Genomic DNA, 21,294 nt, shown 5'->3' with positions numbered 1-21,294 from the left:
CAGCTGAGTTGGTGGCCAATCCGGGCGCCGGTGGGGCATGTGCATGACTTCGACAAGGTGATTCCTCGTCAGTAACATGGCGGCGCGGCCGTGCGAGCCGCCTCCCTGCCTCCACTGATCACGGGCGGTCGTGTCCTCGTCCGCCGCTCCGAAAGAGTCCTGTTGAAGAGTTCCCTCGGCATGGCGGTCCGCCCTGCCCTCGTCTCACTGGTGCTGCTCGGTGTCGCCGCGTGCGGGCCGACCTCGGGTGACCGGCCGGGCTCCGCGACGGCCGCCGCGACCGGCGGTGCCCCGGTCGCCGCCCCGGCCTCCGGTGCCGGCCACCCGGTCGCCGCCGTCACCCCGACCGGTTCGCCGCAGGCCCGGGCCGCCACCCCGGCCAGCGCGCCCACCGCCTCCGGGCGTCCCGCCGCCACCACCCTGCCGGTGGCGGCGGCGCAACCGGGCGCGCAGCAGGCCGCCGTCGGTGTGCCCGGTGCGGACGGCGCGGCCGTCTCCCCGGCGGCCCGGAACCTCCAGCTCACCGCGTACGACCCGGCCGCCGGTACGGCGGTCCTGGCGGCCGCGGGGCCGTCGGCACCCTCGGCGGGTCCGTCGGCGAGCGCGTCCGCCGGTTCGTCCGCGAGCCCGTCGCCGGGGTCGACGGCCGCGGTCGAGGCCGTCCGGCCCGGTCAGCTGATCGCCAGCCCGCCGACCGCCGCCGCGCCGCAGGGCGCCCTTGTCGCCGTCACGGCCGTCCGTTCGGCGAGCGGCGGGTCGGTCTCCCTGGCGACCCGGCCCGCGACACTGACCGAACTGCTCGGTGGGGCCGAGGCGGACGGCAAGGTGGCCGTCGACCCCCAGGCGATCAAGGTGACGCCCCTGGTCAAGGACGTCAAGGCGACCGTCGGCCGGGAGAACGGCACCACCACGGCCGACGCGTCCGGCACGCTGGAGGTCGACGTCAAGGCGCCGATCCCGCTCCCGGAGGGGCTGAGCGCCGACGCCTCCGGCTCCCTCCAGCTCCACCCCGCCGTGCACTTCGCGTACCACGGTGCCGGCGTGGGCAGTCCGCGCACCGCGTCGATCGGCTTCGACCTGGGCGCCCACGCCCAGTGGAAGGTCACCGGTGACTTCGCCCGAGACACCGGCGCCGCTCCGATCCGGGTGCCCTTCGCCAAGCTCCAGGCCAGCCCGGTCATCACGGTGGCCGGCCTGCCGGTCGTGGTGAACCTCGGGCTCACCTGCTACCTGGAGGTCAGCGCCGACGGCCAGGTCCACCTGGAGGCCGAACAGGAGGTCACCGGTACCTGGGCGGTGCACGCCGACTACGCCGGCGGGCGCGGCTGGACCTCGTCCACCGACGCCGCCGACACCAAGGTCTCCCCGGTCCACGTGCGGCTGACCGGCAAGGCGGCCGCCCGGGCCGCGCTGGGCGCCGAGGTGAGCGTCGGCCTGTACGACACCGTCGGCGTCGAGGCCACCGTGGCCCCGTACCTGCGGGCCCGGGCCGACGGCTCGCTCACCGTGGACGTCCCGGGCGGCGCGCCCCAACTCCAGGGCAGCTGGGCCCTGCTGGGCGGGGTCGACCTGAACGGCGCGCTGCTCGCCCATCTGAAGGTCTTCGGCACCCCGATCATCGAGGGCAAGCTCCCGCTGCCGCCGTTCCACCGCGAGTGGCCGCTGGTGTCCGGTGCGCTCCCCTCGCCGGCCCCGAAGGGCTGACTCGTCGTCCGTACCGCGGACCCCGGGCCGAATCGGCCCGGGGTCCGCGGCGTGCGAGGGGTCAGGCGCCGTCGTCGTCCTCCGTCGCGGCCTCCTTCCCGGCGCCCGCGGGCGCGACGCCGCTGAAGTTGTTGGCGGGCAGGAGGTAGTCGAAGCTGCCCGAGGAGGTGTGCGCACCGCCGGCGGGGCAGACGCCGTTGGTCGGGTTCCCGTTGAACCAGAGGCCGAAGCACTTGCCGCAGTACCGCCAGTTGGACTGTCCGAGGATGGCCACGGAGCTTCCTTTCCGGACGACTTCCCCGGGTCGGGGGAGGAGCGTCCCGTGGGGGGCATGCGTCCATGGTTCGGTGCCCGGAGTCCCGGACACATGAGGCAGGTGTCCCCTGTGCGGCAGGGACCTCCCGGACGACGTGTCAGTGGGCTGTGCGACAGTGGCCCGCATGCTGGCGATCGAGGTGCAGACGGAGAACGGGGAGCGGCACCTTCGGGTGACCGCCGAGGCGCTGGCCGCGCTGGTGCGCCGGATCGGCGGGCCGGGCGACCGCTTCCTGGTGGTGGAGCGGATTGCCGGCCCCGCCGAGGTGTTCGTCCAGGTCTGGCACGAGGCCGGTGGCGACTACACCCTGGAGCACCGCGAGGGCTCGAACGACCGCCATTTCCGGGTGCTGCTCGACGACCCCGGTCCGGTGATCGCCGCGATGACGGGCTGGGCCCGCCGGGCGGACGGCTGGGACACCGGCCTGGCCTGGCGGCGGCTCGACCTGACACCGGCGCCCGAGACGCCGGCGCCGCCGCTGGAGCTGCCCGACGACGACCGCAGGCAGCTGGAGGACCGCCTCCGTCAGAGCCTGGCCGGCGGTTACGCGACCCGGGCCGAACTCGCCGAACTGGCGGAGGACTACCTGGTCAAGGGTGACCGGCGACCGGTCTCGCCCGCGCAGGCCCGGGCGCTGGTCGACCGGATGTGGCGCGAGCGGGCCGAGGAGCAGGCCGGCTGGGAGGGCGAGACGGACGCCGACCGGCTCACCCGTGCCTTCGCGGCACTGGAGGCGGCCGGCATCACGGCCCGCGAGAACTTCACCTGCTGCCACTCCTGCGGACAGGCCGAGATCGCCGGCGCGGGCTCGCCGGACGCCCGGGGCTTCGTCTACTTCCACTCCCAGAGCACCGACGCGGCCGCCGCCGGCCACGGGCTGTCGCTGTACTACGGGGGCTTCGACGACTCGGCGGAGACCACCGCCGCCGTCGGCCGTGAGGTGGTGGCCGCCCTGGCGGTGGCCGGCCTGCCGGCGGACTGGGACGGCGACCCGGCCAGTGCCGTCGAGGTGCGGCCGCTGGACTGGCGCCGGCGGCTCGTCGGCTGAGCGCGCGCACCCGTTCCTCGGGACCGGCCGGATGACGCCCGTCCCCGGGCCCGGCACGTGGACATCCGGGCGGGGTGACGGGAGGATCGGCGCATGACAGCTGACGGACCGTTGACCGAGGAAGACCTCAGCGCAATGGAACGGCGCGCCGCCGCGGCGGCGCCGGGCCCGTGGACCGCCTGGCTGGAGGGTCGCCACGGCGTCGGCGGCGACAGCTTCATCCAGGTCCGCCCCGAGGCGGAGCCGGACGACGAGATCTACGTCAGCCGCTTCGTCGAGGGCGCCCGACTGCCCGGACAGGACCCGAGGCTCGACGCGGACATCGACTTCATCGCGGCCGCCCGCCAGGACGTCCCCCGCCTGATCGCCGAGGTGAGGCGGCTGCGGGCGGCAGCGGCGGACCGGTCCCGCGGCTGGTGACCGCTGGGAGGTAGGGCCCCGGCATCCTCCGTCCGGCACCTCCGCACAGGAAGTCGGCCGGTCCGACTCCCTGCGCGGAGGCCGGGGAGGCTCAGCTCATCGACCTGAGGTGGCGGCGGGTTCCACTGACGTCGGGGCGTGCGGTGTCCGGAAAAGGGCCGGGACTCTTCGAGGACACCGGCCTGGGGGTCGAGGCCGCGACCGCCGCCGGTACGGCGTCCGTGCGGGTGCCCGGCCCCGGGGGTCGGTGACCGGGCAGCCCCGCCCGGCGGACGGGGCAGCCCGCGGCCGGTCCTCAGCCCGTCTCAGACCGGTCTCAGGCCGGTCTCAGGCCGGTCTTCAGGCCGGGGTGAGCAGGTGCAGGGCGTCGGGGACGGCCTCGACGTCGACCGGCAGGGCGGCCATGAACTCGCCGTCGGCGTAGGCGGTGATGCCGGGGGAGTCGATCCGCAGCGAGGGCGTGCGGTGGGTGGTGACCTCCGGGTGATCGACGTGGGTGCCCTTGAAGAGGGTGGGGAAGAAGCGGGCGATGCGGTGGCGGGGCATGGCGTCGACCAGGGTGATGTCGAGCAGGCCGTCGGTGGGGTCGGCGGTGGGGCAGATGAGCATGCCGCCGCCGTAGCTGCTGGTGTTGCCGACGGCCGCGAGGGTGAGGTCGCGCGCGATGACGGTGCCGTCGGCGAGGGTGAGGCGGAAGGGGAGCGGGCGGAGGTTGGCGAACTCGACCAGGATGGCGAGGTTGTAGCGCATCCTGCCGTGCGGCCAGCGCAGCCGGTTGGTGCGGTCGCTGACCAGCGAGTCGAAGCCGCTGGCGAGGACGGAGCCGAACCAGCGCCGCGTGCCGTCCGCCGAGGTGATCCGGCCGAGGTCCACCGTGCGGGTGTGGCCGGCGGCGATGACGTCGGCCGCCGCCTCCGGCTCGCCGCGCGGCAGCCCGTACGCGCGGGCGTGGTCGTTGCCGGTGCCCGCCGGGACGACGCCCAGGGGGACGTCCGTCCCCGCGGCGGCCTGGAGGCCGAGGTTGATCATGCCGTCGCCGCCGACGACCACCAGGGCGTCGCAGGAGCCGGCGGAGACGGCCGCGCGGGCCAGGTCGAGCGACTCCTGGGCCGACGAGCCCGACTGGGCGTCGACCTCGACGCCCAGGGCGCGCAGCCGGTCGGTGGCGCGGCGGGCCGCCGGCTCGGCGTGGCCGGCGGCCGCGGCCGGGTTGGTGAGGAGAACGACCCGGGTGATGGTTCTCCGGTCGGTCATGGGATCAGCTTGCCGGGGTTGAGGATGCCCGCCGGGTCCAGCTCGGCCTTGACCGCGCGCAGGATGCGGACGCCCAGCTCGCCGATCTCCTCGGCCATCCAGGGCCGGTGGTCGGCGCCGACGGCGTGGTGGTGGGTGATGGTGCCGCCGTTGGCGAGGATGGCGTCCCCGGCGGCGCGCTTGGCGACGGCCCAGCGGGCGAGCGGCTCCTCGCCGAGCGCGGCGACGACGGTGAAGTAGAGCGAGGCGCCGGTCGGGTAGACGTGCGAGATGTGGCAGAGCACGAGGGCGCCGGGCAGGGCGCCGGTCAGCGCGGTGGTGACCGCCAGGCGGAGGTCGGCGAGCCGGCGCCAGTCGGTCGCGGTCTCCAGGGTCTCGCAGAGCGCCCCCGCGCTCAGCAGCGAGTCCCGCAGGTACGGCGCGTTGAACCGGCCGTGCTCCCAGGCCCGGGCCGGTGCCTCGCCGAGCGAGGTGGCGCCGGCGGCGAGCAGGACGTCCCGGGTGAGCCGGTGACGGGTCGCGACCTGGTCGGCGGAGCCCTCGAAGACGGTGACCGCCAGGCAGCCGGTGACGGCGGGCTCGCCGCCGATCTTCTCCGTCATCGCGAGGTTGACCATGGTCTCGGCCTCGTCGGAGAGCCGGATCACCGTCGGACCGGTGTCCTGCTGCTCGACCGCGCGCAGTGCGGCCGCGCCGGTGGCGAAGTCCGGGAAGGACCACGCCTCGTAGGCCTTCACGGCGGGCACCGGGTGGATCCGGACGCGGACGGCGGTGATCACGCCCAGCGTGCCCTCCGAGCCGAGGAAGAGTTCACGCAGGTCGGGGCCGGCGGCGGAGGCGGGGGCGCGGCCGAGGTCCAGCACGCCCGCCGGGGTGACGACCCGCAGGCCGCGCACCATCTCGTCGAAGCGCCCGTACCCGGCGGAGTCCTGGCCGGAGGAGCGGGTGGCCGCGAAGCCGCCGATGGTGGCGAAGCGGAAGCTCTGCGGGTAGTGGCCGAGTTCGAAGCCGTGCTCGGCGAGCAGCGCCTCGGCCGCCGGGCCGGTCAGGCCCGCGCCCAGGACGGCCTCGCCGGAGGTGGCGTCCAGGTCGAGCAGCCCGTCGAGGCGGCGCAGGTCGAGCGAGACGACGGCGGTGAGGCCGCCGCGCTCCGGGTCGAGCCCGCCGACCACGCTGGTGCCGCCGCCGAACGGGACCACGGCGATCCGGCGCTCGGCGCAGAGCGCGAGCAGGGCGGCGATCTCGTCCTCGCCGCCCGGCAGCACGACGGCGTCCGGCGCGTCCTGCGGCTCGCGGCTGCGGCGGCGCAGCAGGTCGGGGGTGGACTTGCCGCCCGCGCGGGGGAGGCGGTCCGCGGAGGCCGCGCTGACGTGGGTCTCGCCGACCACGGCGGCCAGCGCCTTCAGGTCCGCCTCGGTCAGCCGCGAGGGCCGCAGGGTGACCTCCTCGGCGGCGGGCCCGGGGGCCGCGTCGCCGGTGACGCCGAGGGCGGCGGCCAGCAGGGCTTTGATGTCGGCCGACAGCTCCTTGGCGAGGGCCGGGTCGCCCCAGGCGTCCCACTTCATCGGGGGGAGCGGCAGCGCGGCGTGGGCCGGTCCCGCTTGCGTCTCAGGTGCCATGCGTTACAGTTTCACACATCATGTCAAGTAGTAACGATGATCACGACGGCCGTCCGGTCGGCCCCGGGGCGGGCACCGAGTCCCACGGCGCGGAGTCCCGTGGCGTGGAGTCCCATGGCGCGGAGGCCCGTGGCGCGGAGTCGCGCGGCCCTGCGCAGCGTGGAGCCGAGCCGCGTGCGGCCGAGCCGTCGGGAGCCGAGCCGCGTGCGGCCGAGCCGCGCAGTACCGATGACGCCATTCTCGACGCCGCCGCCGAACTGATCGTCCACCTCGGCGTGCGCCGCACGCAGTTGGCCGAGATCGCCCGGCGCGCGGGGGTCAGCCGGCCGACCGTCTACCGGCGCTGGCCGGACGTCCGGGCGGTGATCGGGGCCCTGCTCACCCGGGAGATCCTGGCGACCCAGGCCACCGTCCCGCTGGTGGGCGAGGACCGCGCCGCCTTCGTCGAGGGCGTCGTCGAGGTCGCCGTCCGGCTGCGCGACCACCCGGTGCTCGCCGCCCTGCTGCGCTCGGCCGACTCCGACGCGCTCTTCGAGTACGTCGTCGAGCGGCTCGGCACCAGCCAGCTCGGGCTGCTGGAGGCGTTGCGCACGGGCATCGAACAGGGCCAGGCGCACGGCTCGATCCGCGCCGGCGAGCCTGTCGAGCTGGCCGCGATGGTGCTGCTGATCGCCCAGTCCACCGTCCAGTCGCACCGCATGGTGGCGCAGCTGCTGCCGGAGGCGGCCTGGCGGCGCGAGCTGGCCCGGGCGCTGAACGGATACCTCGCGCCGTGACCGCTCGCGGGGTTCGGGCCGGGGCGGCGGCCCGTCGCGCGGCCGCCTGCCCTGCGGCCGCCCGCCCCGCGGTCGAACGCCCCCTGACCGCTCGCGTCCTACCCTGCACGCCGTGACGAACGGATACCTCGCGCCATGACGATCAACGCCGGGCCTTTCGCCGGAACCACTCGACTCAGCTCCCGCCGGCGGGAGGTGGAGCTGGACGCGCTCGCCGCCACCCCGGCCGTCGACCTGCTGGTCGTCGGTGGCGGAGTGACCGGCGTCGGCGTGGCGCTGGACGCGGCCGCGCGCGGGCTCCGCGTCGTCCTCGTCGAGGCCCGCGACCTGGCCTTCGGCACCAGCCGGTGGAGCTCCAAGCTGGTCCACGGCGGCCTGCGCTACCTCGCCTCCGGGCGGATCGGCGTGGCCCGGGAGAGCGCCGTCGAGCGCGGCGTGCTGATGACCCGCACCGCCCCGCACCTGGTTCGCCCGCTGCCGCAACTCGTCCCGCTGCTCCCGGGGTTGCTGCGCCCCGGGCAGGCGTCGCTGGTCCGGGCCGGTTTCCTCGCGGGCGACGCGCTGCGGGTGAGCGCGCGCACGCCCGGGGCGGTGCTGCCCCGGATGCGCCGGGTGGACGCCGCCCGGGCCCGCCAACTGGTGCCCGGCGTACGGTCGGTGGGCCTGGCGGGTGCGCTGGTCGCGCACGATGGCCAACTGGTCGACGACGCACGGCTGGTGGTGGCACTGGCCAGGACGGCCGCGCAGTACGGCGCCACCGTGCTGACCCGGGTCCGGGCGGAGGAGGTCACCGGCAGCTCGGTCCGGCTGGTCGACAGCCTGACCGGGCAGTCCCTGGTCGTCACCGCCGGCGCGGTCGTCAACGCCACCGGCGTCTGGGCGGGCGAGGTCGACCCGTCGATCCGGCTGCGGCCCAGCCGGGGCACCCATCTGCTGGTCGACGCGGCCGCGCTCGGCCACCCCGTCGCCGCGCTCACCGTGCCGGTGCCGGGCTCGACCAGCCGGTTCGTCTTCGCACTGCCGCAGCAGCTCGGCCGGGTGGCGATCGGGCTGACCGACGAGGACGCGCCGGGACCGGTCCCGGACGAGCCGCAGCCGACCGAGGCCGAGCTCGACTTCCTCCTCGACACCGTCAACGCGGCCCTGGCCACCGAGTTGACCAGGGCGGACGTGCGCGGCGCCTACGCCGGGCTGCGGCCGCTGATCGACACCGGCGGCGGCAGCACGGCGGACATCTCCCGCCGGCACGCGGTGCTGGAGTCCCCGTCCGGGGTGATCACGGTGGTCGGCGGCAAGCTCACCACCTACCGGCGGATGGCCGAGGACGCGGTGGCCACCGCCGTCCGCCTGCGCGGCCTGTCGGCCCGCGACTGCTGGACGGCCCGGCTGCCCCTGGTCGGCGCGCCCGGGCACCGGGACAGCCGGCCGGCGCCGGAGGGCGGCGTGCCCGCCTCGCTGCTCGCCCGGCACGGCGGCGCGGCCCGTGAGGTCCTGGCGGCGGGCGGCGCCGAGCCGATCGCCGAGGGCATCGACGTGACCCGTGCCGAGATCGCCTACGCGGTGACGCACGAGGGCGCCCTGGACGCCGGGGACGTGCTCGACCGGCGGACCCGGATCGGGCTGGTCGCGGCGGACGCCGCCCGGGCCCGGGCAGCGGTGGAGGAGATCGTGGAGCAGTCCCTGGCGGGGTAGCGGCTCGGCACGGGTCCTCATCGCCGGGCCCTCGCCGCTGGGCGGCGGAACGCCGGTCCTCACCGCCGGGCTCTCGCCGTTGGGCGCCGGACGCCCGACCCTCAACGCCGGGCTCTCGCCGCCCGGCCTGCAACGCCCGGTGCCGGAAACGCCTCACTGCTCGACGCGTTCCGGCACCGGGTGGACGGTGCCGTCCAGGTCGACCGTGCAGGTGAGCGGGTGCTCCGCCGAGCCGGTCCGTTCCAGTCGGACCGAGACCGGCAGAGGGGGCTCCTCGGGCAGCCGGACGGCCAGGGTGAGCGGGTAGAGGCCGTGGCCGTGGACGCGGTGGAAGGCACACTCCCGGCCGTCCACCAGCAGTTCGGTCTCGGTGATCCAGCCCGAGCGGACGTTCACGGTGACGGAACGGCCCGCCCGGTCGAGGTGGAAGCTGTACCGGCGGCGCATGGCACCTCCCGCGCGGGGGTCCTGGCCCGCACGGCCAGTCTAGGCCGGACCTCGCGGCGTGGCCGGGCTGCGTGCTCCGCCACCTGGGCGGGGCACGGGCCCCGCCCACGGCCTTCGCGGTCAGACCAGGCGGCCGCCGCCGTCGACGTGCAGGACCGTTCCGGTGACGAACGGGCTGGCCATCGAGAAGAGGACGGCGCGGACCAGGTCGTCCGGGCTGCCGACCCGGCGGGCGGGGTTGCGCTCGGCGACCGCGCGCAGGAACGGCTCCTTGTCGGTGCCCATCCGGTCCCAGGCGCCGCTGTCCACGATGCCGGGGGAGACGGCGTTGACCCGGACCGGGGCGATCTCCACCGCGAGGGCCTGCACCAGGAAGGCCAGCGCGCCGTTGGTGGCGGCCATCACCGTGCGGGCGGGCGCCGGGCGCCAGGCGGCGACGCCGGAGAAGAAGGTGAACGAGGCGCCGTCCGGCCCGTCGGTCGCGGCCTGGCCGGCCAGGTGCTTCGCGAGCAGCAGCGGGCCGACCACCTTGGCCGCGAACGCGCGCTGGACGTCGGCGAGTTCGAGATCGGCGAGCGGGCCGTTGGCGGGCATCGCGGCGGTCGAGACCAGGTGGTCGAACCGGCCGGTCGCGGCGGCGAGGGCGGCGATCGACGCCTCGTCGGTGAGGTCCACGGGGACGACCCGGGACGGGCCGGACAGCTCGCCGGCGGTCCACTCCAGCTTGCGCGGGTCGGGGCCGGCCAGGACCAGTTCGGCGCCGGCCGCGGAGGCGGTGCGGGCGAGCGCGCGACCGGTGTTCGAGCCGGCGCCGACGACCACGACGCGGCGCCCTTCGAGGGCGGCGGGGGCGAGGGCGGGCGCGGTGGCAGGGGAGGTGGCGGTCATGATCGATACTCCGGGAGCAGGGGGCGGTTTCGTGTTCCACCCTGCGCCGAGCTGCACCGATGCGTCCAAGGCTTGTCTTTTCGCCGAGCCATAAACTCTGTGCATGGCCACTCTCCGACAGCTCGAATACCTGGTGACCGTCGTCGACACCGGCTCGTTCACCCGGGCCGCCGAGCTGCTGCACGTCACCCAGCCCGCGCTCTCCCACCAGGTACGGGCACTGGAGCGGGCCGTCGGCGGGACGCTGCTGGAGCGCCTGCCGCGTGCCGTCCGGTTGACGCCGATGGGCCGGGCGGTGCTCCCGCACGCCCGCGCCGCGCTCGCCGACGCCGAGCGCCTGCGCACCGCGGCCCGTCTCGCGGCCGGTCTGGACACCGGTGAGCTCGAACTCGCCACCGTCTACTCGATCAGCCTCGGCATCCTGCCGCCGGTGCTGCGGGCCTGGCACCGGCTCCACCCGAAGGTGCGGATCCGGCTGCGCGAGTACGCCCACAACGACGAGCTGCGCGCGGCGATGGCGGCCGGTCAGGCCGACGTCGCGGTCGGTACGCCGCCGCCGGACTGGGAGGGGCCGATCCGGGAGCTGGGCGTCGAGGAGTTCGTGCTGGCGCTGCCGGCCGAACCGGACGCGGTGCCGGCGGGCCGGGTGGTCCGGCTGGCGGACCTGTCCGGGCGCGACTGGGTGCACTACGCGCCGGGCAACGGCCTCGCCGACCTGCTCGACGGGGCGTGCGCGGAGGCCGGGTTCCGGCCGAGGGCCGCGGTGCGGACCGAGCAGACGGCCGCCGCGCCGCTGCTGGCCGCGGCCGGGCTGGGGCCGGCCCTGGTGCCCGCCAACCTCGTCCCGCCGGGCTTCGACGGCCTGGTCCGCCTGCCCGAGCCGCCCGTGCGGCGCCCGCTCGCGGCGTACACCCGGACCCGGCCGGATCCGCTGACGGCGGCCTTCGTCGACCTGCTGGCGCGGCAGGCCTGCCTGCTGCCGCCGCACGTCGCCGAGCTGCTCGCGGGGGCGGGGGCGGTCGAGGCGGCGGCGGTCGAGGCGGGGGCGGCGGCGGAGCCCGGTGAGTAGGTCGGTGACGTGCGGGGAGCGGGTCGGACGGCCGGCGCGCGCGGGTGGGTGCTGCCGGGGGCGCACGACGGGGGCGCATCAGGTCGGATGGATTCTCGTGATCTCTACAGTGTTGTAGATTCTTTCGGAGGGAGAGCAACCGAGGAGGGCATCGTGGGAGTTTCGCTGGCCAAGGGTGGCAATGTCTCGCTGACCAAGGAGGCGCCGGGCCTGACCGCCGTCATCGTCGGTCTGGGCTGGGACGTGCGGACCACCACCGGGGCCGACTACGACCTGGACGCGAGCGCACTGCTCTGCAACGCGCTCGGCAAGGTGGTCTCGGACCAGCACTTCGTCTTCTTCAACAACCTGCGCAGCCCCGAGGGTTCGGTCGAGCACAGCGGCGACAACCTGACCGGTGGCGGCGACGGCGACGACGAGCAGATCAGGGTCGACCTCGACGCGGTGCCGGCCGGGGTGGCCAAGGTGGTCTTCCCCGTGTCGATCTACGACGCCGACGCCCGCCTGCAGAGCTTCGGCCAGGTCCGCAACGCGTTCATCCGGATCGTCAACCAGGCCAACGGCCAGGAGATCGCCCGGTACGACCTCTCCGAGGACGCCTCGACCGAGACCGCGATGGTCTTCGGTGAGCTGTACCGCAACGGCGCCGAGTGGAAGTTCCGCGCCATCGGCCAGGGGTACGCCTCCGGCCTGCGCGGCATCGCCACCGACTACGGCGTCAACGTCTGAGACGCCGGCGCCACCCCCGGACCGTCGACGCGGCGGTCCGGGGGTGAATCACCCTGACATTCAGGGGTTCTGACGCCCCGTCGGTGGACGGCCGAGCGCGTGGCCGCCGAACCCGCCCGTGCCGGCGACCTGTTGGCGCCACCAGGCGGTCATCGCGCCCTCGTCCATGGTCGCCCAGTCGGGCGCCCCGGTCACCTGGGCCCGCCCGAGCCGCCGGCCGACCTCGACCATCTCCCGCCCCACCGTGCCGCGTTCGCGGTCGTACGCGGGCAGCAGCTCCGCCCAGGAGTCCGCCGCCCGCCAGGCGTCCTCGAAGGCGCAGGCGTCCTGCACGGCCTTGACCGCGCCGCTGGTGTTGTGCGGGCGGACGACGGTGGCCGCGTCCCCGGCGAGCAGCAGGCGCCCGGCGGTCCGGCGCGGCGCCGCGAGGTCGTAGATCGGCTGGATGAAGGTCCGCTCGCGGGGGGAGAGCGCGACGACCCCCGCCCAGTAGGAGGGCAGGTGCCGCTCGGCCAGCTCGGCCAGTTCCTCGAACTGCCCGCCGGTGAGCGCGCCGGCCGGGACGCTGGTCGGGTCACCCGGCCGAAGCCAGGCCGGGGTCGGCGCGTAGAAGACGAAGTTGACCTGGGTGGAGCCCGGGATCAGGCCGGGTATGCGGTAGAGCACCACCTGGCCGCCGGGGTAGCAGACCGTGATCACCTCGTGCTCCGGCCAGAGTGCCGCGCCGCCGGGCAGCCCGTCCAGCAGCCGGGCGTCGAAGCTGCCGCGCCAGCAGACGTAGCCCGCGTACTCGGGCCGGGCCTCGGGGCAGACGGCCTCGCGGACCACCGAGCGGTACCCGTCGGCGCCGATCACCAGGTCGTACGGCTCGCGTCCGCCGGCCGCGCCGGTCACCCAGGCGTGGTCGGCGCCGGTGCCCGGGGCGCCGGCACCGGAGGTGCCGTTCCCGACGGCGGGGACGGCCTCGCCGAGCCGGAACTCCACACTGTCCGGGGTGCGTTCGCGCAGCGACTGCCAGAGCACGCCCCAGTGGTAGGAGCGGAACGGCATCCCCTGCGCCCAGAGCAGCCGCCCGCGCGGTCCGCCCCCGCCGTCGGGATCGCGCGCCAGCCAGTGCCGTTCGGTCAGCCGGTGCCACCGCATGCCGTCGTCGAGGTGGCCGGCGCCCGCCAGTTCGGCGAAGCGGTCCTCCAGGACGCAGAGGCCGACGCCGCGGTCCTCCAGCCGGCCCGGGCTGCGCTCCAGCACGACCACCCGCTCCGCCCCGCCCCGGGCGGCCGCCCGTGCGAACGCGCACCCCGCGATGCTGCCGCCGACCACGGCTATCGATCCGCCTCGCACAGTCGTCCCCTCCCCGGGGTTCCTCCGAACCCCCGCCGGTCCCGGGGTTCCTCCGAACCCCCGCCGAGGAGGAACCCTACGCACATCCCGCCCCGAGCTGACGGGCGGTCAGGCAATTTCGGACGCGGCCGGGCGGGCCGGCCGTCGTCCCGCGCAGGGTGCCTTTATGCAACTAGTTGCATACTCGGCTCCACGTCCCCTACCGTGTGGTAACAACGAGCCGCCGCACGCCGCACAGGAGACGCCGATGAGCACCGACCCCCACCGGGCCCGGAAGCCGTACCCGCACCTGCTGAGCCCGCTCGACCTCGGCTTCACCACCCTCCCCAACCGCGTGATCATGGGATCGATGCACGTCGGCCTGGAAGAGGCGCCGAACGGCTTCGAGCGGATGGCCGCGTTCTACGCCGAGCGCGCCTGCGGCGGCGTCGGCCTGATCGTCACCGGCGGCATCGCCCCCAACGAGGCCGGCCGGCCCTGGGGCGGCGGCGCCATGCTCACCACCGAGGCGGAGGCCGACCGGCACCGCGTCGTCACCGACGCCGTGCACGCCGCCGGCGGCCGCATCGCGATGCAGATCCTGCACTTCGGCCGTTACGCCTACCACCCCGACCTGGTCGCGCCCAGCGCCCTCCAGGCCCCGATCAGCCCGTACGTGCCGAACGCCCTCACCGCCGAGCAGGTCGAGCAGACGATCGAGGACTTCGTCCGCTGCGCCGCCCTCGCGCAGCGGGCCGGCTACGACGGCGTCGAGATCATGGGCTCCGAGGGCTACCTGATCAACGAGTTCACCGCCGCCGCCACCAACCACCGCGAGGACGAGTGGGGCGGCGCCTACGAGAACCGGATGCGCTTCCCGGTCGAGATCGTCCGCCGGGTCCGCGAGCGGGTCGGCCCCGACTTCATCCTGGTCTACCGCCTCTCCATGCTCGACCTCGTCCCCGGCGGCTCCACCCTCGCCGAGGTCGTCCGGCTCGCCCAGGCCGTCGAGGCGGCCGGCGCGACCATCATCAACTCCGGCATCGGCTGGCACGAGGCGCGGATCCCCACCATCGCCACCTCCGTCCCGCGCGGCGCCTACGCCTGGGTGACGAAGAAGGTGATGGGCTCGGTCGGCATCCCGCTCGTCACCAGCAACCGCATCAACACCCCCGAGATCGCCGAGCAGTTGCTCGCCGACGGCTGCGCCGACCTCGTCTCGCTGGCCCGCCCGCTGCTCGCCGACCCAGACTTCGTCGCCAAGGCGCAGGGCGACCGCTCCGCCGCCATCAACACCTGCATCGGCTGCAACCAGGCCTGCCTGGACCACACCTTCAGCGGGCAGATCACCTCCTGCCTGGTCAACCCGCGCGCCTGCCACGAGACCGAACTCGTCCTCGCACCCACCAAGCGGCGCAAGCGGATCGGCGTCGTCGGCGCCGGGCCGGCCGGGCTCGCCTTCGCCGTCTCCGCCGCCGAACGCGGCCACGGCGTCACCCTGTTCGACGCCGCCGACACCGTCGGCGGGCAGCTGAACGTGGCCCGGCGGATCCCCGGCAAGGAGGAGTTCGACGAGACGCTGCGCTACTACCGCACCCGGCTGACCGAGTTGGCGGTCGAGCTGCGCCTCGGCGCACTGGTCGACGCGGAGCAGCTCGCCGCCGAGGGCTTCGACGAGATCGTCCTCGCCACCGGCGTCACCCCGCGCACCCCGGCCGACCTCCCGGGCGTCGACCACCCCAGCGTGGTCGGCTACCTGGACGTGCTGCGCGACGGCGCGCCCGTCGGCGAGCGGGTCGCCGTCCTCGGCGCGGGCGGCATCGGCTTCGACGTCGCCGAGTACCTCACCGACCAGGGCGACGCCGCCAGCCTCAACCCGCCGGTGTTCCACCGCAAGTGGGGCATCGACCCGGAGTACCGCGAGCGCGGCGGCCTCACCCGCCCCGAGCCGCCCCGCCCCCCGCGCAGCGTCCACCTGATGCAGCGCAAGGCCACCAAGGTCGGCGCCGGCCTCGGCAAGACCACCGGCTGGATCCACCGCACCGAGCTCAAGCACCGCGGCGTCACCATGGTCGCCGGCGCGAGCTACGAACTGATCGACGACGCCGGCCTGCACTTCGTCGTGGACGGCGAACGGCAGCTCCTGCCCGTGGACACCGTCGTCCTCTGCACCGGCCAGGAACCCCGCCGCGACCTGGACGCCGCCCTGCGCGAACTCGGCATCACCCCCCACCTGATCGGCGGCGCCGACGTGGCCGCCGAACTCGACGCCAAACGCGCCGTGAAGCAGGGCACCGAACTGGCCGCCACGATCTGACGGGGGCGGTTGCTCCGGTGGGATCTAGGATCGGGGCATGTCCCTGCCGCACGCCATCCTGACCGCCCTGCTGGAGAAGCCGTCCTCGGGGCTGGAGCTGACCAGGCGGTTCGACAGGTCGATCGGGTTCTTCTGGTCCGCCACCCATCAGCAGATCTACCGGGAGCTGGGCCGGCTGGAGACCGCCGGACTGATCCGGGCGCTCCCGCAGGACGGGCCGGTGCGGGGGCAGAAGAAGGAGTACGACGTCCTGCCCGCCGGCCGCGCCGAGCTCGAACGGTGGACGGCCGGCGGGGACGACCCGAAGGCCGTCCGCGAGCCGCTGTTGCTGCGGCTGCGCGCGGCGGCGGTGGTCGGCACGACCGGGCTCGACGCCGAGCTGGCCCGCCACCTCGCGCTGCACCGTGCGCAGTTGGCCGACTACCGGGAGATCGAGCGCCGCGACTTCCCGTCGGGCCGGGCGGCGGAGGGTGGCCGGCCCGCCGAGGGCAGCGAGCCGGCCGACGGGGACCGGCTGCGGCACGCCGTACTGCGGGCCGGAATCGGGCTGGAGTCCTTCTGGGTGGAGTGGCTCACCGAGACCCGGGCCGCCCTGCCCGCCGACCCCTCCCGACCTGACCTCCCTACAGCCTGACCTGCGACGATGCCGCGTGGCGGGCGCGGCCGCAGGCCCGGTGGGACACTGAGTGCCTGTCCCTGCCCGACTCCCGATCGGGGGCCGTATGTCTCACCCGAGGCCTCTCCTCGCCCTCACCGCCGCAGCCGTGGTCACCGTGCTCACCCTCGGGGCGGCCGGTATCGCCACCGGCTCCGCGGCCCCGTCGACCGTGACGATCCGGGCGGCCGCGCCGGTCGGCCAGCTCCCCACGGCCGACCAGCTGAAGGCGGCCCTGCTGAGCAACACCGAACTCGGCCCGAACTTCTCCGAAGTCCCGGTCGCCGACAGCCCGACGGCGGCGGGCGGCGCCTCCCCGGTCGCCGGCTGCGACGCGCTCCGCGCGCTGCTGAACGGGAACGAATCCGGGCCGTCCTCTCAACTGCCGCACCAGGAGATCGAGTTCGACGGCCCCGACGGCAACCCGATGCTGACCGAGTCGCTCACCGCCGAGGACGCCACCCAACTCACCAGCGACCTCACCGTGGTGTCCGACGCGTTCACCGACTGCCACAGCCTCACCTTCAACGACGGGACCGACGCCTCCGTGACCTTCACCGTCACCCCCGTCACCCTGGGCGACCGCAAGGACGCCCCCGCCGTCCGCCTCGACGGCACCCTCGCCGGCGTCCCGCTCAGCGGCTACCTCGCGGTCGAACGCTTCGGCACCGTCGCCCTCTCCTACGGCTTCTACCAGCGCGACGACCCCTCCTCCCAACTCGCCTCCCTCTACTACCGCGCCGCCGTCGCCAAGGCCGAACGCACCCTCGGCACCCCCGCCGGCACCGCCACGGCCCCACCCGCCTCCGTCTGACCCCCTCGACAACGCCGCACGGCCCCCTCCCGAGCACCACTCGGAAGGGGGCCGCAGGCGTGCGCAGCGGCGCTCAGCGCGTCTGGGCCTCGAAGTACCAGCGCTGGTTCGGAGCGCCGTTGCACTGCCAGACCCCGAGCGCGCTCCAGAAATGTTTGCGGAGCTCGCCGACCGGCCGTTGACCCTCAACCGGAGAACAGCCGCCACGCGGCATTCACCAGGTCCACCTGTGGTCGGCGTTGTCGGCGCACGGCCATTGGACGGCCTTCTGGCCCTGGTCCGTGCTGGCCTGCCAGATGGCGAGGCATTGGCCTGATCCGCGGTTGACGAGTGTGTAGACGGCCTCACCGTCCTGGTAACGATCCACCTGCTTGGTCCAGTGCTGGTCCGTGTTGCCGTTGCATTCCCACTGGATTGCCGACTCGCCGGCGACCTGGCTTCCGCCGTTGATGCTGAGGCAGAGATGGGAGTTGGCATTGACGATCTCTACATACGGAGTGCCCGGCACCGGGCGAGCGGACCACCGCTGGTCGGCCAGACCGAGGCAGCCCCACTGAATGGACGTCTCGCCGGGAACCGTGCTCCCGGCCGGAATGGCGAGACATTGCCGGGAATTCTGGTTGACGATCGGGATGGCGGGCTGGCGGACATCCGTGGACAAGGAGTAGGCATTGGTCTTCGTGAAGAGGGTGTACTGGCCGGGCTCGCCGCATCCAACGCCGTACGAGGTGATGCCGATCAGCATGTTCTTCGCAACGAGCGGGGCGCCCGTATCGCCGAAGCACGCGTCTACCCCACCCTTGGCGTCGCCGGCGCAGAAGTTCTTGCCGGCGACGTAACCGGCCTGGCCCTCGCACACCGTGCTCGAGACGACCGGCAGGATCGCGCTGTTGAGTTTGGAGGAGTACGTGGAGCCCTCACGGGTGGTGCTTCCCCATCCTGCGAGAGTCGCGGGGTTGCCTGCGGTGTAGGGCGAGCCTCCAATGAAGATGGACGGGGCGAGCTTGATCGGGGTTTGTGGCAGATCGCGGGCGAGCGTCAGCACGGCGATGTCGTTCTTCGGGATGACGTCGTCGTCGGAGTAGCCGGGGTGAACCCAAACTGTTCGGATTTTGGCCTCGGTACCCCCGCCGGCGCCCCGGTCGCCCTGGCCGGCGACAACACGAATGGTGGCGAGGTCGAAGCCCGAGACGCACCGGGCGGCTGTCATGACCTGCGCCGGCGCGATGAGCGCACCGGCGCAGTTCCACTCGAAGCCGTCCTGGTCGATTCGAATGCTCACCACCCACGGGGTCTCACCGATATCGGCGACAGAACCACCCACAACGGAACTGGCCGGGGTGGCGGTGAGGAGAAGCGTCGCAGCGGCTGTGCTGACGATGAGAGCACGGTTTCGATATCTGCGCCACGAATTGAACAGACGCTTCACGTTGGATCCTCATTTGTCGGTTGAGTCAGACTGTGTTCGCTGTGGCTCTAGGTGTTCATCGATCGCTGTGCGACGGTCCGGTCCTTGGACGGAGAGGATCCGGCGACAAAGACTGCCCCGAGCAGCAGAAGGGCGGTGGCGGCCGGCCAGAATCCGCGAACGGCGGCCACCACCGTGCCCAAGGCATGAGCCGCCGCGATGGCTGCCAGGAGACGATCGGGCCTCGGGCTCGGGCTCTGGACGTCGGAACGGACCCGGCGTACGACCGAGGTGACGGCCCATCCGCAGAGCGCCGACCAGGCTAGGGCGAGAAGCACCCCGGCGTATCGCGCGAAGCTCGTTTCGGAGTCGTCGGCAGGGCCGACGCTTCCCAGAGTGGCGAGGGCGAAGGCGATCCAGAGGCCGGCCATGAACTCGGCAGCCAGAACGGCCAGGGACACGATCAGGATGCTACGGGCGGCGCGGTGCCGGGGGGGATTCATCTGGCGATTCTCCGTCTGCCTGACTGCTACTTCTCGATGGTGTGTAGGTCGCCCACGCCGGCGCTGACCGCACAGTCGTGGTTGGCGGCCTGGTACCGCTCTTCCTTGGGAAGGTGGCTGTAGCCATTGTTGTAGTACGCGCCGAACCATCGGCCTTCGGCATTGTTGTAGAGATCCATCCGCTTCTCGTTCTCCGGTCCGTCGCCATCCTCATGGCGGTCCCCGAAGCCCTTTGCGGTGTTGACGCCCATGTCTATGGCCATTCGGGCGTTCCAGTAGCAATGGCGGAATGCATCGCCCTTGCCGTTGTGCAACGAGTCGGCGAAGTCGCGCTTTGCTGCGTTCTCCGCGACGGTCGCATGATCACTGGCCTTGTCGCAGATGTTGTAGTGCGACGGCTGAAGAACACAGAACGTGAACTCGCTTCCATTCATCCCGCCGTAGTAGCCCGAGGAACCCGAGGAAGAGGGTGCGGCTCGGCCGTCGCGGGCGAGAGGCGATGCCGCAGCCTTCGTTGTCGGCGGCGTCCAGTCGTCGAGGGCGGAGCTGAGCTGGAGCTGGGCGACGAGCTCGGCCGCATTGGCCGGATCCTGGTCGAGGGTCGGTGCCTTGTCCGTCTCGTTTCCGGTCGCCGCCTGTGCCATCTGCTGGGCGACCGTGTCGCTCACGGTGGTCGTTCCACCGACAACCTTGACCTCTGTCACCGACCGCTGGGTGTCGCTCGCATGCCACTGCGCGGGAACGGGCAACGAGGCCGCCTCGCTCACCACTAGCGAACCGCCCCGAGAGGACGCGTCGGCGGCACCAAGCAGGCCCTCTGTCACGTTGGACTGGCTGGCCAGTGTGATCCGCGTCGGATTGCGGGTGAACTCGGCTGCCGCCAGGGCGCTGGTCTCGAAGTCATCGCGGCCCACGACCGGGCCGTAGGTGTTGGCATAGACGTTCTGGACCGAGATGCCCACGGTTGTCTTGACGACAGTGGGAGGAAGTCCGTCCAGGTACTCCTTGACTTCCGGGGACAGCGACTGGTCGCGGGTCAGCACAAGGGCACCGTGAACGTTCCCAGCTCCGGCGGCGGCGCTGATCAGGTCCGTCGGGTTGAATCCGTTGGCGATTACCACTTCCCGGGTGTTCTGGATGCCGTCTCGAGCGACGGCCACGGACGTCTGCTCGAACGTCGCGCCGCGCAGCACCTTGGGTGTGAAACCCGCCCGCGCCACCAGGTCCACTGCGAGGTTGTTGAACCCGCCGACCAGGTACACCGTGCCCCGCTTGGGCAGGATGCGCCGGATCTCGGCGATGGTGTCCGATGCGAGCACGCCAGATGGGGCGGCGTAGAGCAGGGGACCCTTGTTCGCGGCGGCCAGCGGAACCGCCAACGCGGCTTCCTGGTCCTGGCCCTGCCGTACCAGGACGACGCTCTGGGCAACCTGCGTCTCCGCCAACGAAGGTGACGCTGCTTTAGCTGCAGTGGTGAGGGTCGGCCAGCGCTCCTGAGACGCCCTGACCGCCGTCTCGGCTGGGCTGGTACCCGCGACTCGGCCGACCGTCACCGGTTGTTGAGTAGAGTCGGCGGCGTGGGCGACGCCGGCTGGGCCTAGGAGGCCGCCGAACAGCGTCGCGCCGACGGCCAGCGTCGCGCCGACCAGAAGCTCGTTTTGACGTGCAGAAATCATGAGATGTCGCCCCCCAATACGGCATGAAATGCCGAACTGATCACTGTCGAAATTCCCCTTAAGCTTTCGACGCGTACGACCATATCCGATGTCCAAGCGCAGGCAAAGAGCCCACAAAATTCACTAGGTGCTATATTTCGTATAATATGCGGACCAAGTGGACAGGAGTTCTGTGAGAGCAAGGTCATCCGTGGGGGGATTCTCGGTGGTGCCCTTATCGGGCGATCTGCGTTTCGGAGCACGTCTAGTGCCTCATGGGGTGGCTCCGCCCACCCTGTGGGTGAACAGCTCCGAGAATGGCACTGTGTTTGGCTCAAGGCTGGTTTGAGTCGAAGCCCAGGAAGGGGAGTGTATTTCTCTTGAAAAGCATCGAAAGCTTGGAGCGATTGCAGTGTCGATAGCAGATATTCTTCGCTCGAAGAGCCCCGAAATGCCGAGGATCGACCGGCTGAGGTGTCTCGGCCCCTTGATCGGTGACGAAGAAGGGGTGGGGCTTCAGGGCTGTTCGATGCCGAGGGGTGCTGCTCCGGAGAAGTCGCTTGAGCGGGTCGGACAGTGGTACCGGCAGTGCGGTCCCTCCCGGCCTTGCGTTGCTGGTCGATCCGGGTGCCGCCGGGCTGCACAGTGACGGATCACGCG

General features: G+C 73.2%; 19 protein-coding genes. 10 read left to right on the top strand and 9 right to left on the bottom strand.

Annotated features, from left to right (window positions below):
* Nucleotides 1-162 precede the first annotated feature (162 nt).
* Entirely contained in the window at nucleotides 163-1,704 is a 1,542-nt protein-coding gene (locus tag ABT263_RS04855; RefSeq protein WP_352287588.1) for a hypothetical protein, read from the top strand.
* A 61-nt stretch (nucleotides 1,705-1,765) separates the two neighbouring features.
* Here ABT263_RS04855 and ABT263_RS04850 read toward each other — a convergent pair whose 3' ends face one another.
* Entirely contained in the window at nucleotides 1,766-1,978 is a 213-nt protein-coding gene (locus ABT263_RS04850; RefSeq protein ID WP_329490330.1) for a hypothetical protein, read from the bottom strand.
* A 166-nt stretch (nucleotides 1,979-2,144) separates the two neighbouring features.
* On the opposite strand from ABT263_RS04850, the gene ABT263_RS04845 reads away from it, so the two are divergent.
* The gene (locus tag ABT263_RS04845; RefSeq protein WP_329490331.1) at nucleotides 2,145-3,068 is read left to right on the top strand and encodes a DUF6891 domain-containing protein; all 924 of its coding nucleotides are present in this window, start codon (nucleotides 2,145-2,147) and stop codon (nucleotides 3,066-3,068) included.
* Nucleotides 3,069-3,161: 93 nt separating this feature from the next.
* A complete protein-coding gene (locus ABT263_RS04840) occupies nucleotides 3,162-3,488 on the top strand; it encodes a hypothetical protein (protein WP_352287586.1) in 327 nt (108 codons plus the stop codon).
* Between the two features lie 339 nt (nucleotides 3,489-3,827).
* On the opposite strand, the gene ABT263_RS04835 is transcribed toward ABT263_RS04840, so the two are convergent.
* On the bottom strand, nucleotides 3,828-4,742 hold the full coding sequence (locus ABT263_RS04835; RefSeq protein WP_352287584.1) for a diacylglycerol kinase: 915 nt from the start codon (nucleotides 4,740-4,742) through the stop codon (nucleotides 3,828-3,830).
* Nucleotides 4,739-6,361, bottom strand: a complete 1,623-nt coding sequence (locus ABT263_RS04830) for an FAD-binding oxidoreductase (RefSeq protein ID WP_352287582.1) — start codon at nucleotides 6,359-6,361, stop codon at nucleotides 4,739-4,741. Before ABT263_RS04830 ends, ABT263_RS04835 begins: the two co-directional genes overlap by 4 nt.
* Before the next feature lie 104 nt (nucleotides 6,362-6,465).
* Between ABT263_RS04830 and ABT263_RS04825 the strand changes: the two genes are divergently transcribed.
* Both ABT263_RS04825 and ABT263_RS04820 read left to right on the top strand, forming a co-directional pair.
* On the top strand, nucleotides 6,466-7,137 hold the full coding sequence (locus tag ABT263_RS04825; RefSeq protein ID WP_352287579.1) for a TetR/AcrR family transcriptional regulator: 672 nt from the start codon (nucleotides 6,466-6,468) through the stop codon (nucleotides 7,135-7,137).
* 135 nt (nucleotides 7,138-7,272) lie between these two features.
* Nucleotides 7,273-8,829 (top strand): glycerol-3-phosphate dehydrogenase/oxidase, encoded by a 1,557-nt coding sequence (locus ABT263_RS04820; RefSeq protein WP_352287577.1) that lies wholly within the window; start codon nucleotides 7,273-7,275, stop codon nucleotides 8,827-8,829.
* A gap of 153 nt (nucleotides 8,830-8,982) precedes the next feature.
* Here ABT263_RS04820 and ABT263_RS04815 read toward each other — a convergent pair whose 3' ends face one another.
* Nucleotides 8,983-9,276, bottom strand: coding sequence for a hypothetical protein (locus tag ABT263_RS04815; protein WP_352287575.1), 294 nt, complete (start codon nucleotides 9,274-9,276; stop codon nucleotides 8,983-8,985).
* A 120-nt stretch (nucleotides 9,277-9,396) separates the two neighbouring features.
* Nucleotides 9,397-10,164 (bottom strand): SDR family oxidoreductase, encoded by a 768-nt coding sequence (locus ABT263_RS04810; RefSeq protein WP_352287573.1) that lies wholly within the window; start codon nucleotides 10,162-10,164, stop codon nucleotides 9,397-9,399.
* Nucleotides 10,165-10,267: 103 nt separating this feature from the next.
* Between ABT263_RS04810 and ABT263_RS04805 the strand changes: the two genes are divergently transcribed.
* Nucleotides 10,268-11,233 (top strand): LysR family transcriptional regulator, encoded by a 966-nt coding sequence (locus tag ABT263_RS04805; RefSeq protein WP_352287570.1) that lies wholly within the window; start codon nucleotides 10,268-10,270, stop codon nucleotides 11,231-11,233.
* 153 nt (nucleotides 11,234-11,386) lie between these two features.
* Entirely contained in the window at nucleotides 11,387-11,962 is a 576-nt protein-coding gene (locus ABT263_RS04800) for a TerD family protein (RefSeq protein WP_329490340.1), read from the top strand.
* 60 nt (nucleotides 11,963-12,022) lie between these two features.
* On the opposite strand, the gene ABT263_RS04795 is transcribed toward ABT263_RS04800, so the two are convergent.
* Nucleotides 12,023-13,303, bottom strand: coding sequence for an FAD-dependent monooxygenase (locus ABT263_RS04795; protein WP_352287566.1), 1,281 nt, complete (start codon nucleotides 13,301-13,303; stop codon nucleotides 12,023-12,025).
* Between the two features lie 247 nt (nucleotides 13,304-13,550).
* Here ABT263_RS04795 and ABT263_RS04790 point away from each other — a divergent pair, with 247 nt between their 5' ends.
* The 3 genes from ABT263_RS04790 (at nucleotide 13,551) to ABT263_RS04780 (ending at nucleotide 17,068) form a co-directional block, all read left to right on the top strand.
* On the top strand, nucleotides 13,551-15,599 hold the full coding sequence (locus ABT263_RS04790) for an oxidoreductase (protein ID WP_352287564.1): 2,049 nt from the start codon (nucleotides 13,551-13,553) through the stop codon (nucleotides 15,597-15,599).
* Nucleotides 15,600-15,636: 37 nt separating this feature from the next.
* Nucleotides 15,637-16,233, top strand: coding sequence for a PadR family transcriptional regulator (locus tag ABT263_RS04785; protein WP_352287561.1), 597 nt, complete (start codon nucleotides 15,637-15,639; stop codon nucleotides 16,231-16,233).
* Between the two features lie 88 nt (nucleotides 16,234-16,321).
* Nucleotides 16,322-17,068, top strand: a complete 747-nt coding sequence (locus ABT263_RS04780) for a hypothetical protein (protein WP_352287558.1) — start codon at nucleotides 16,322-16,324, stop codon at nucleotides 17,066-17,068.
* A gap of 214 nt (nucleotides 17,069-17,282) precedes the next feature.
* Here ABT263_RS04780 and ABT263_RS04775 read toward each other — a convergent pair whose 3' ends face one another.
* The 3 genes from ABT263_RS04775 to ABT263_RS04765 form a co-directional block, all read right to left on the bottom strand.
* On the bottom strand, nucleotides 17,283-18,497 hold the full coding sequence (locus ABT263_RS04775) for a trypsin-like serine protease (protein ID WP_352287556.1): 1,215 nt from the start codon (nucleotides 18,495-18,497) through the stop codon (nucleotides 17,283-17,285).
* A 47-nt stretch (nucleotides 18,498-18,544) separates the two neighbouring features.
* Entirely contained in the window at nucleotides 18,545-18,937 is a 393-nt protein-coding gene (locus ABT263_RS04770; protein WP_352287553.1) for a hypothetical protein, read from the bottom strand.
* 68 nt (nucleotides 18,938-19,005) lie between these two features.
* Nucleotides 19,006-20,655: a DUF6973 domain-containing protein gene (locus ABT263_RS04765; RefSeq protein WP_352287551.1), complete on the bottom strand. Its 1,650-nt coding sequence runs from the start codon at nucleotides 20,653-20,655 to the stop codon at nucleotides 19,006-19,008.
* Nucleotides 20,656-21,294 lie beyond the last annotated feature (639 nt).

The organism is Kitasatospora sp. NPDC001603, assembly GCF_040298365.1.
Classification (GTDB): Bacteria; Actinomycetota; Actinomycetes; order Streptomycetales; family Streptomycetaceae; genus Kitasatospora.
The sequence above is the reverse complement of the archived record's forward strand: the minus strand, read 5'-3'. Positions and strand labels throughout refer to the sequence as shown.

Excerpts from the sequence above, each read along its gene's own strand:
- ABT263_RS04845 (WP_329490331.1), top strand. The coding sequence starts at position 2,145 with ATGCTGGCGATCGAGGTGCAGACGGAGAACGGGGAGCGGCACCTTCGG.
- ABT263_RS04840 (WP_352287586.1), top strand. The coding sequence starts at position 3,162 with ATGACAGCTGACGGACCGTTGACCGAGGAAGACCTCAGCGCAATGGAA.
- ABT263_RS04835 (WP_352287584.1), bottom strand. The coding sequence starts at position 4,742 with ATGACCGACCGGAGAACCATCACCCGGGTCGTTCTCCTCACCAACCCG.
- ABT263_RS04830 (WP_352287582.1), bottom strand. The coding sequence starts at position 6,361 with ATGGCACCTGAGACGCAAGCGGGACCGGCCCACGCCGCGCTGCCGCTC.
- ABT263_RS04820 (WP_352287577.1), top strand. The coding sequence starts at position 7,273 with ATGACGATCAACGCCGGGCCTTTCGCCGGAACCACTCGACTCAGCTCC.
- ABT263_RS04815 (WP_352287575.1), bottom strand. The coding sequence starts at position 9,276 with ATGCGCCGCCGGTACAGCTTCCACCTCGACCGGGCGGGCCGTTCCGTC.
- ABT263_RS04810 (WP_352287573.1), bottom strand. The coding sequence starts at position 10,164 with ATGACCGCCACCTCCCCTGCCACCGCGCCCGCCCTCGCCCCCGCCGCC.
- ABT263_RS04805 (WP_352287570.1), top strand. The coding sequence starts at position 10,268 with ATGGCCACTCTCCGACAGCTCGAATACCTGGTGACCGTCGTCGACACC.
- ABT263_RS04790 (WP_352287564.1), top strand. The coding sequence starts at position 13,551 with ATGAGCACCGACCCCCACCGGGCCCGGAAGCCGTACCCGCACCTGCTG.
- ABT263_RS04785 (WP_352287561.1), top strand. The coding sequence starts at position 15,637 with ATGTCCCTGCCGCACGCCATCCTGACCGCCCTGCTGGAGAAGCCGTCC.
- ABT263_RS04780 (WP_352287558.1), top strand. The coding sequence starts at position 16,322 with ATGTCTCACCCGAGGCCTCTCCTCGCCCTCACCGCCGCAGCCGTGGTC.
- ABT263_RS04765 (WP_352287551.1), bottom strand. The coding sequence starts at position 20,655 with ATGATTTCTGCACGTCAAAACGAGCTTCTGGTCGGCGCGACGCTGGCC.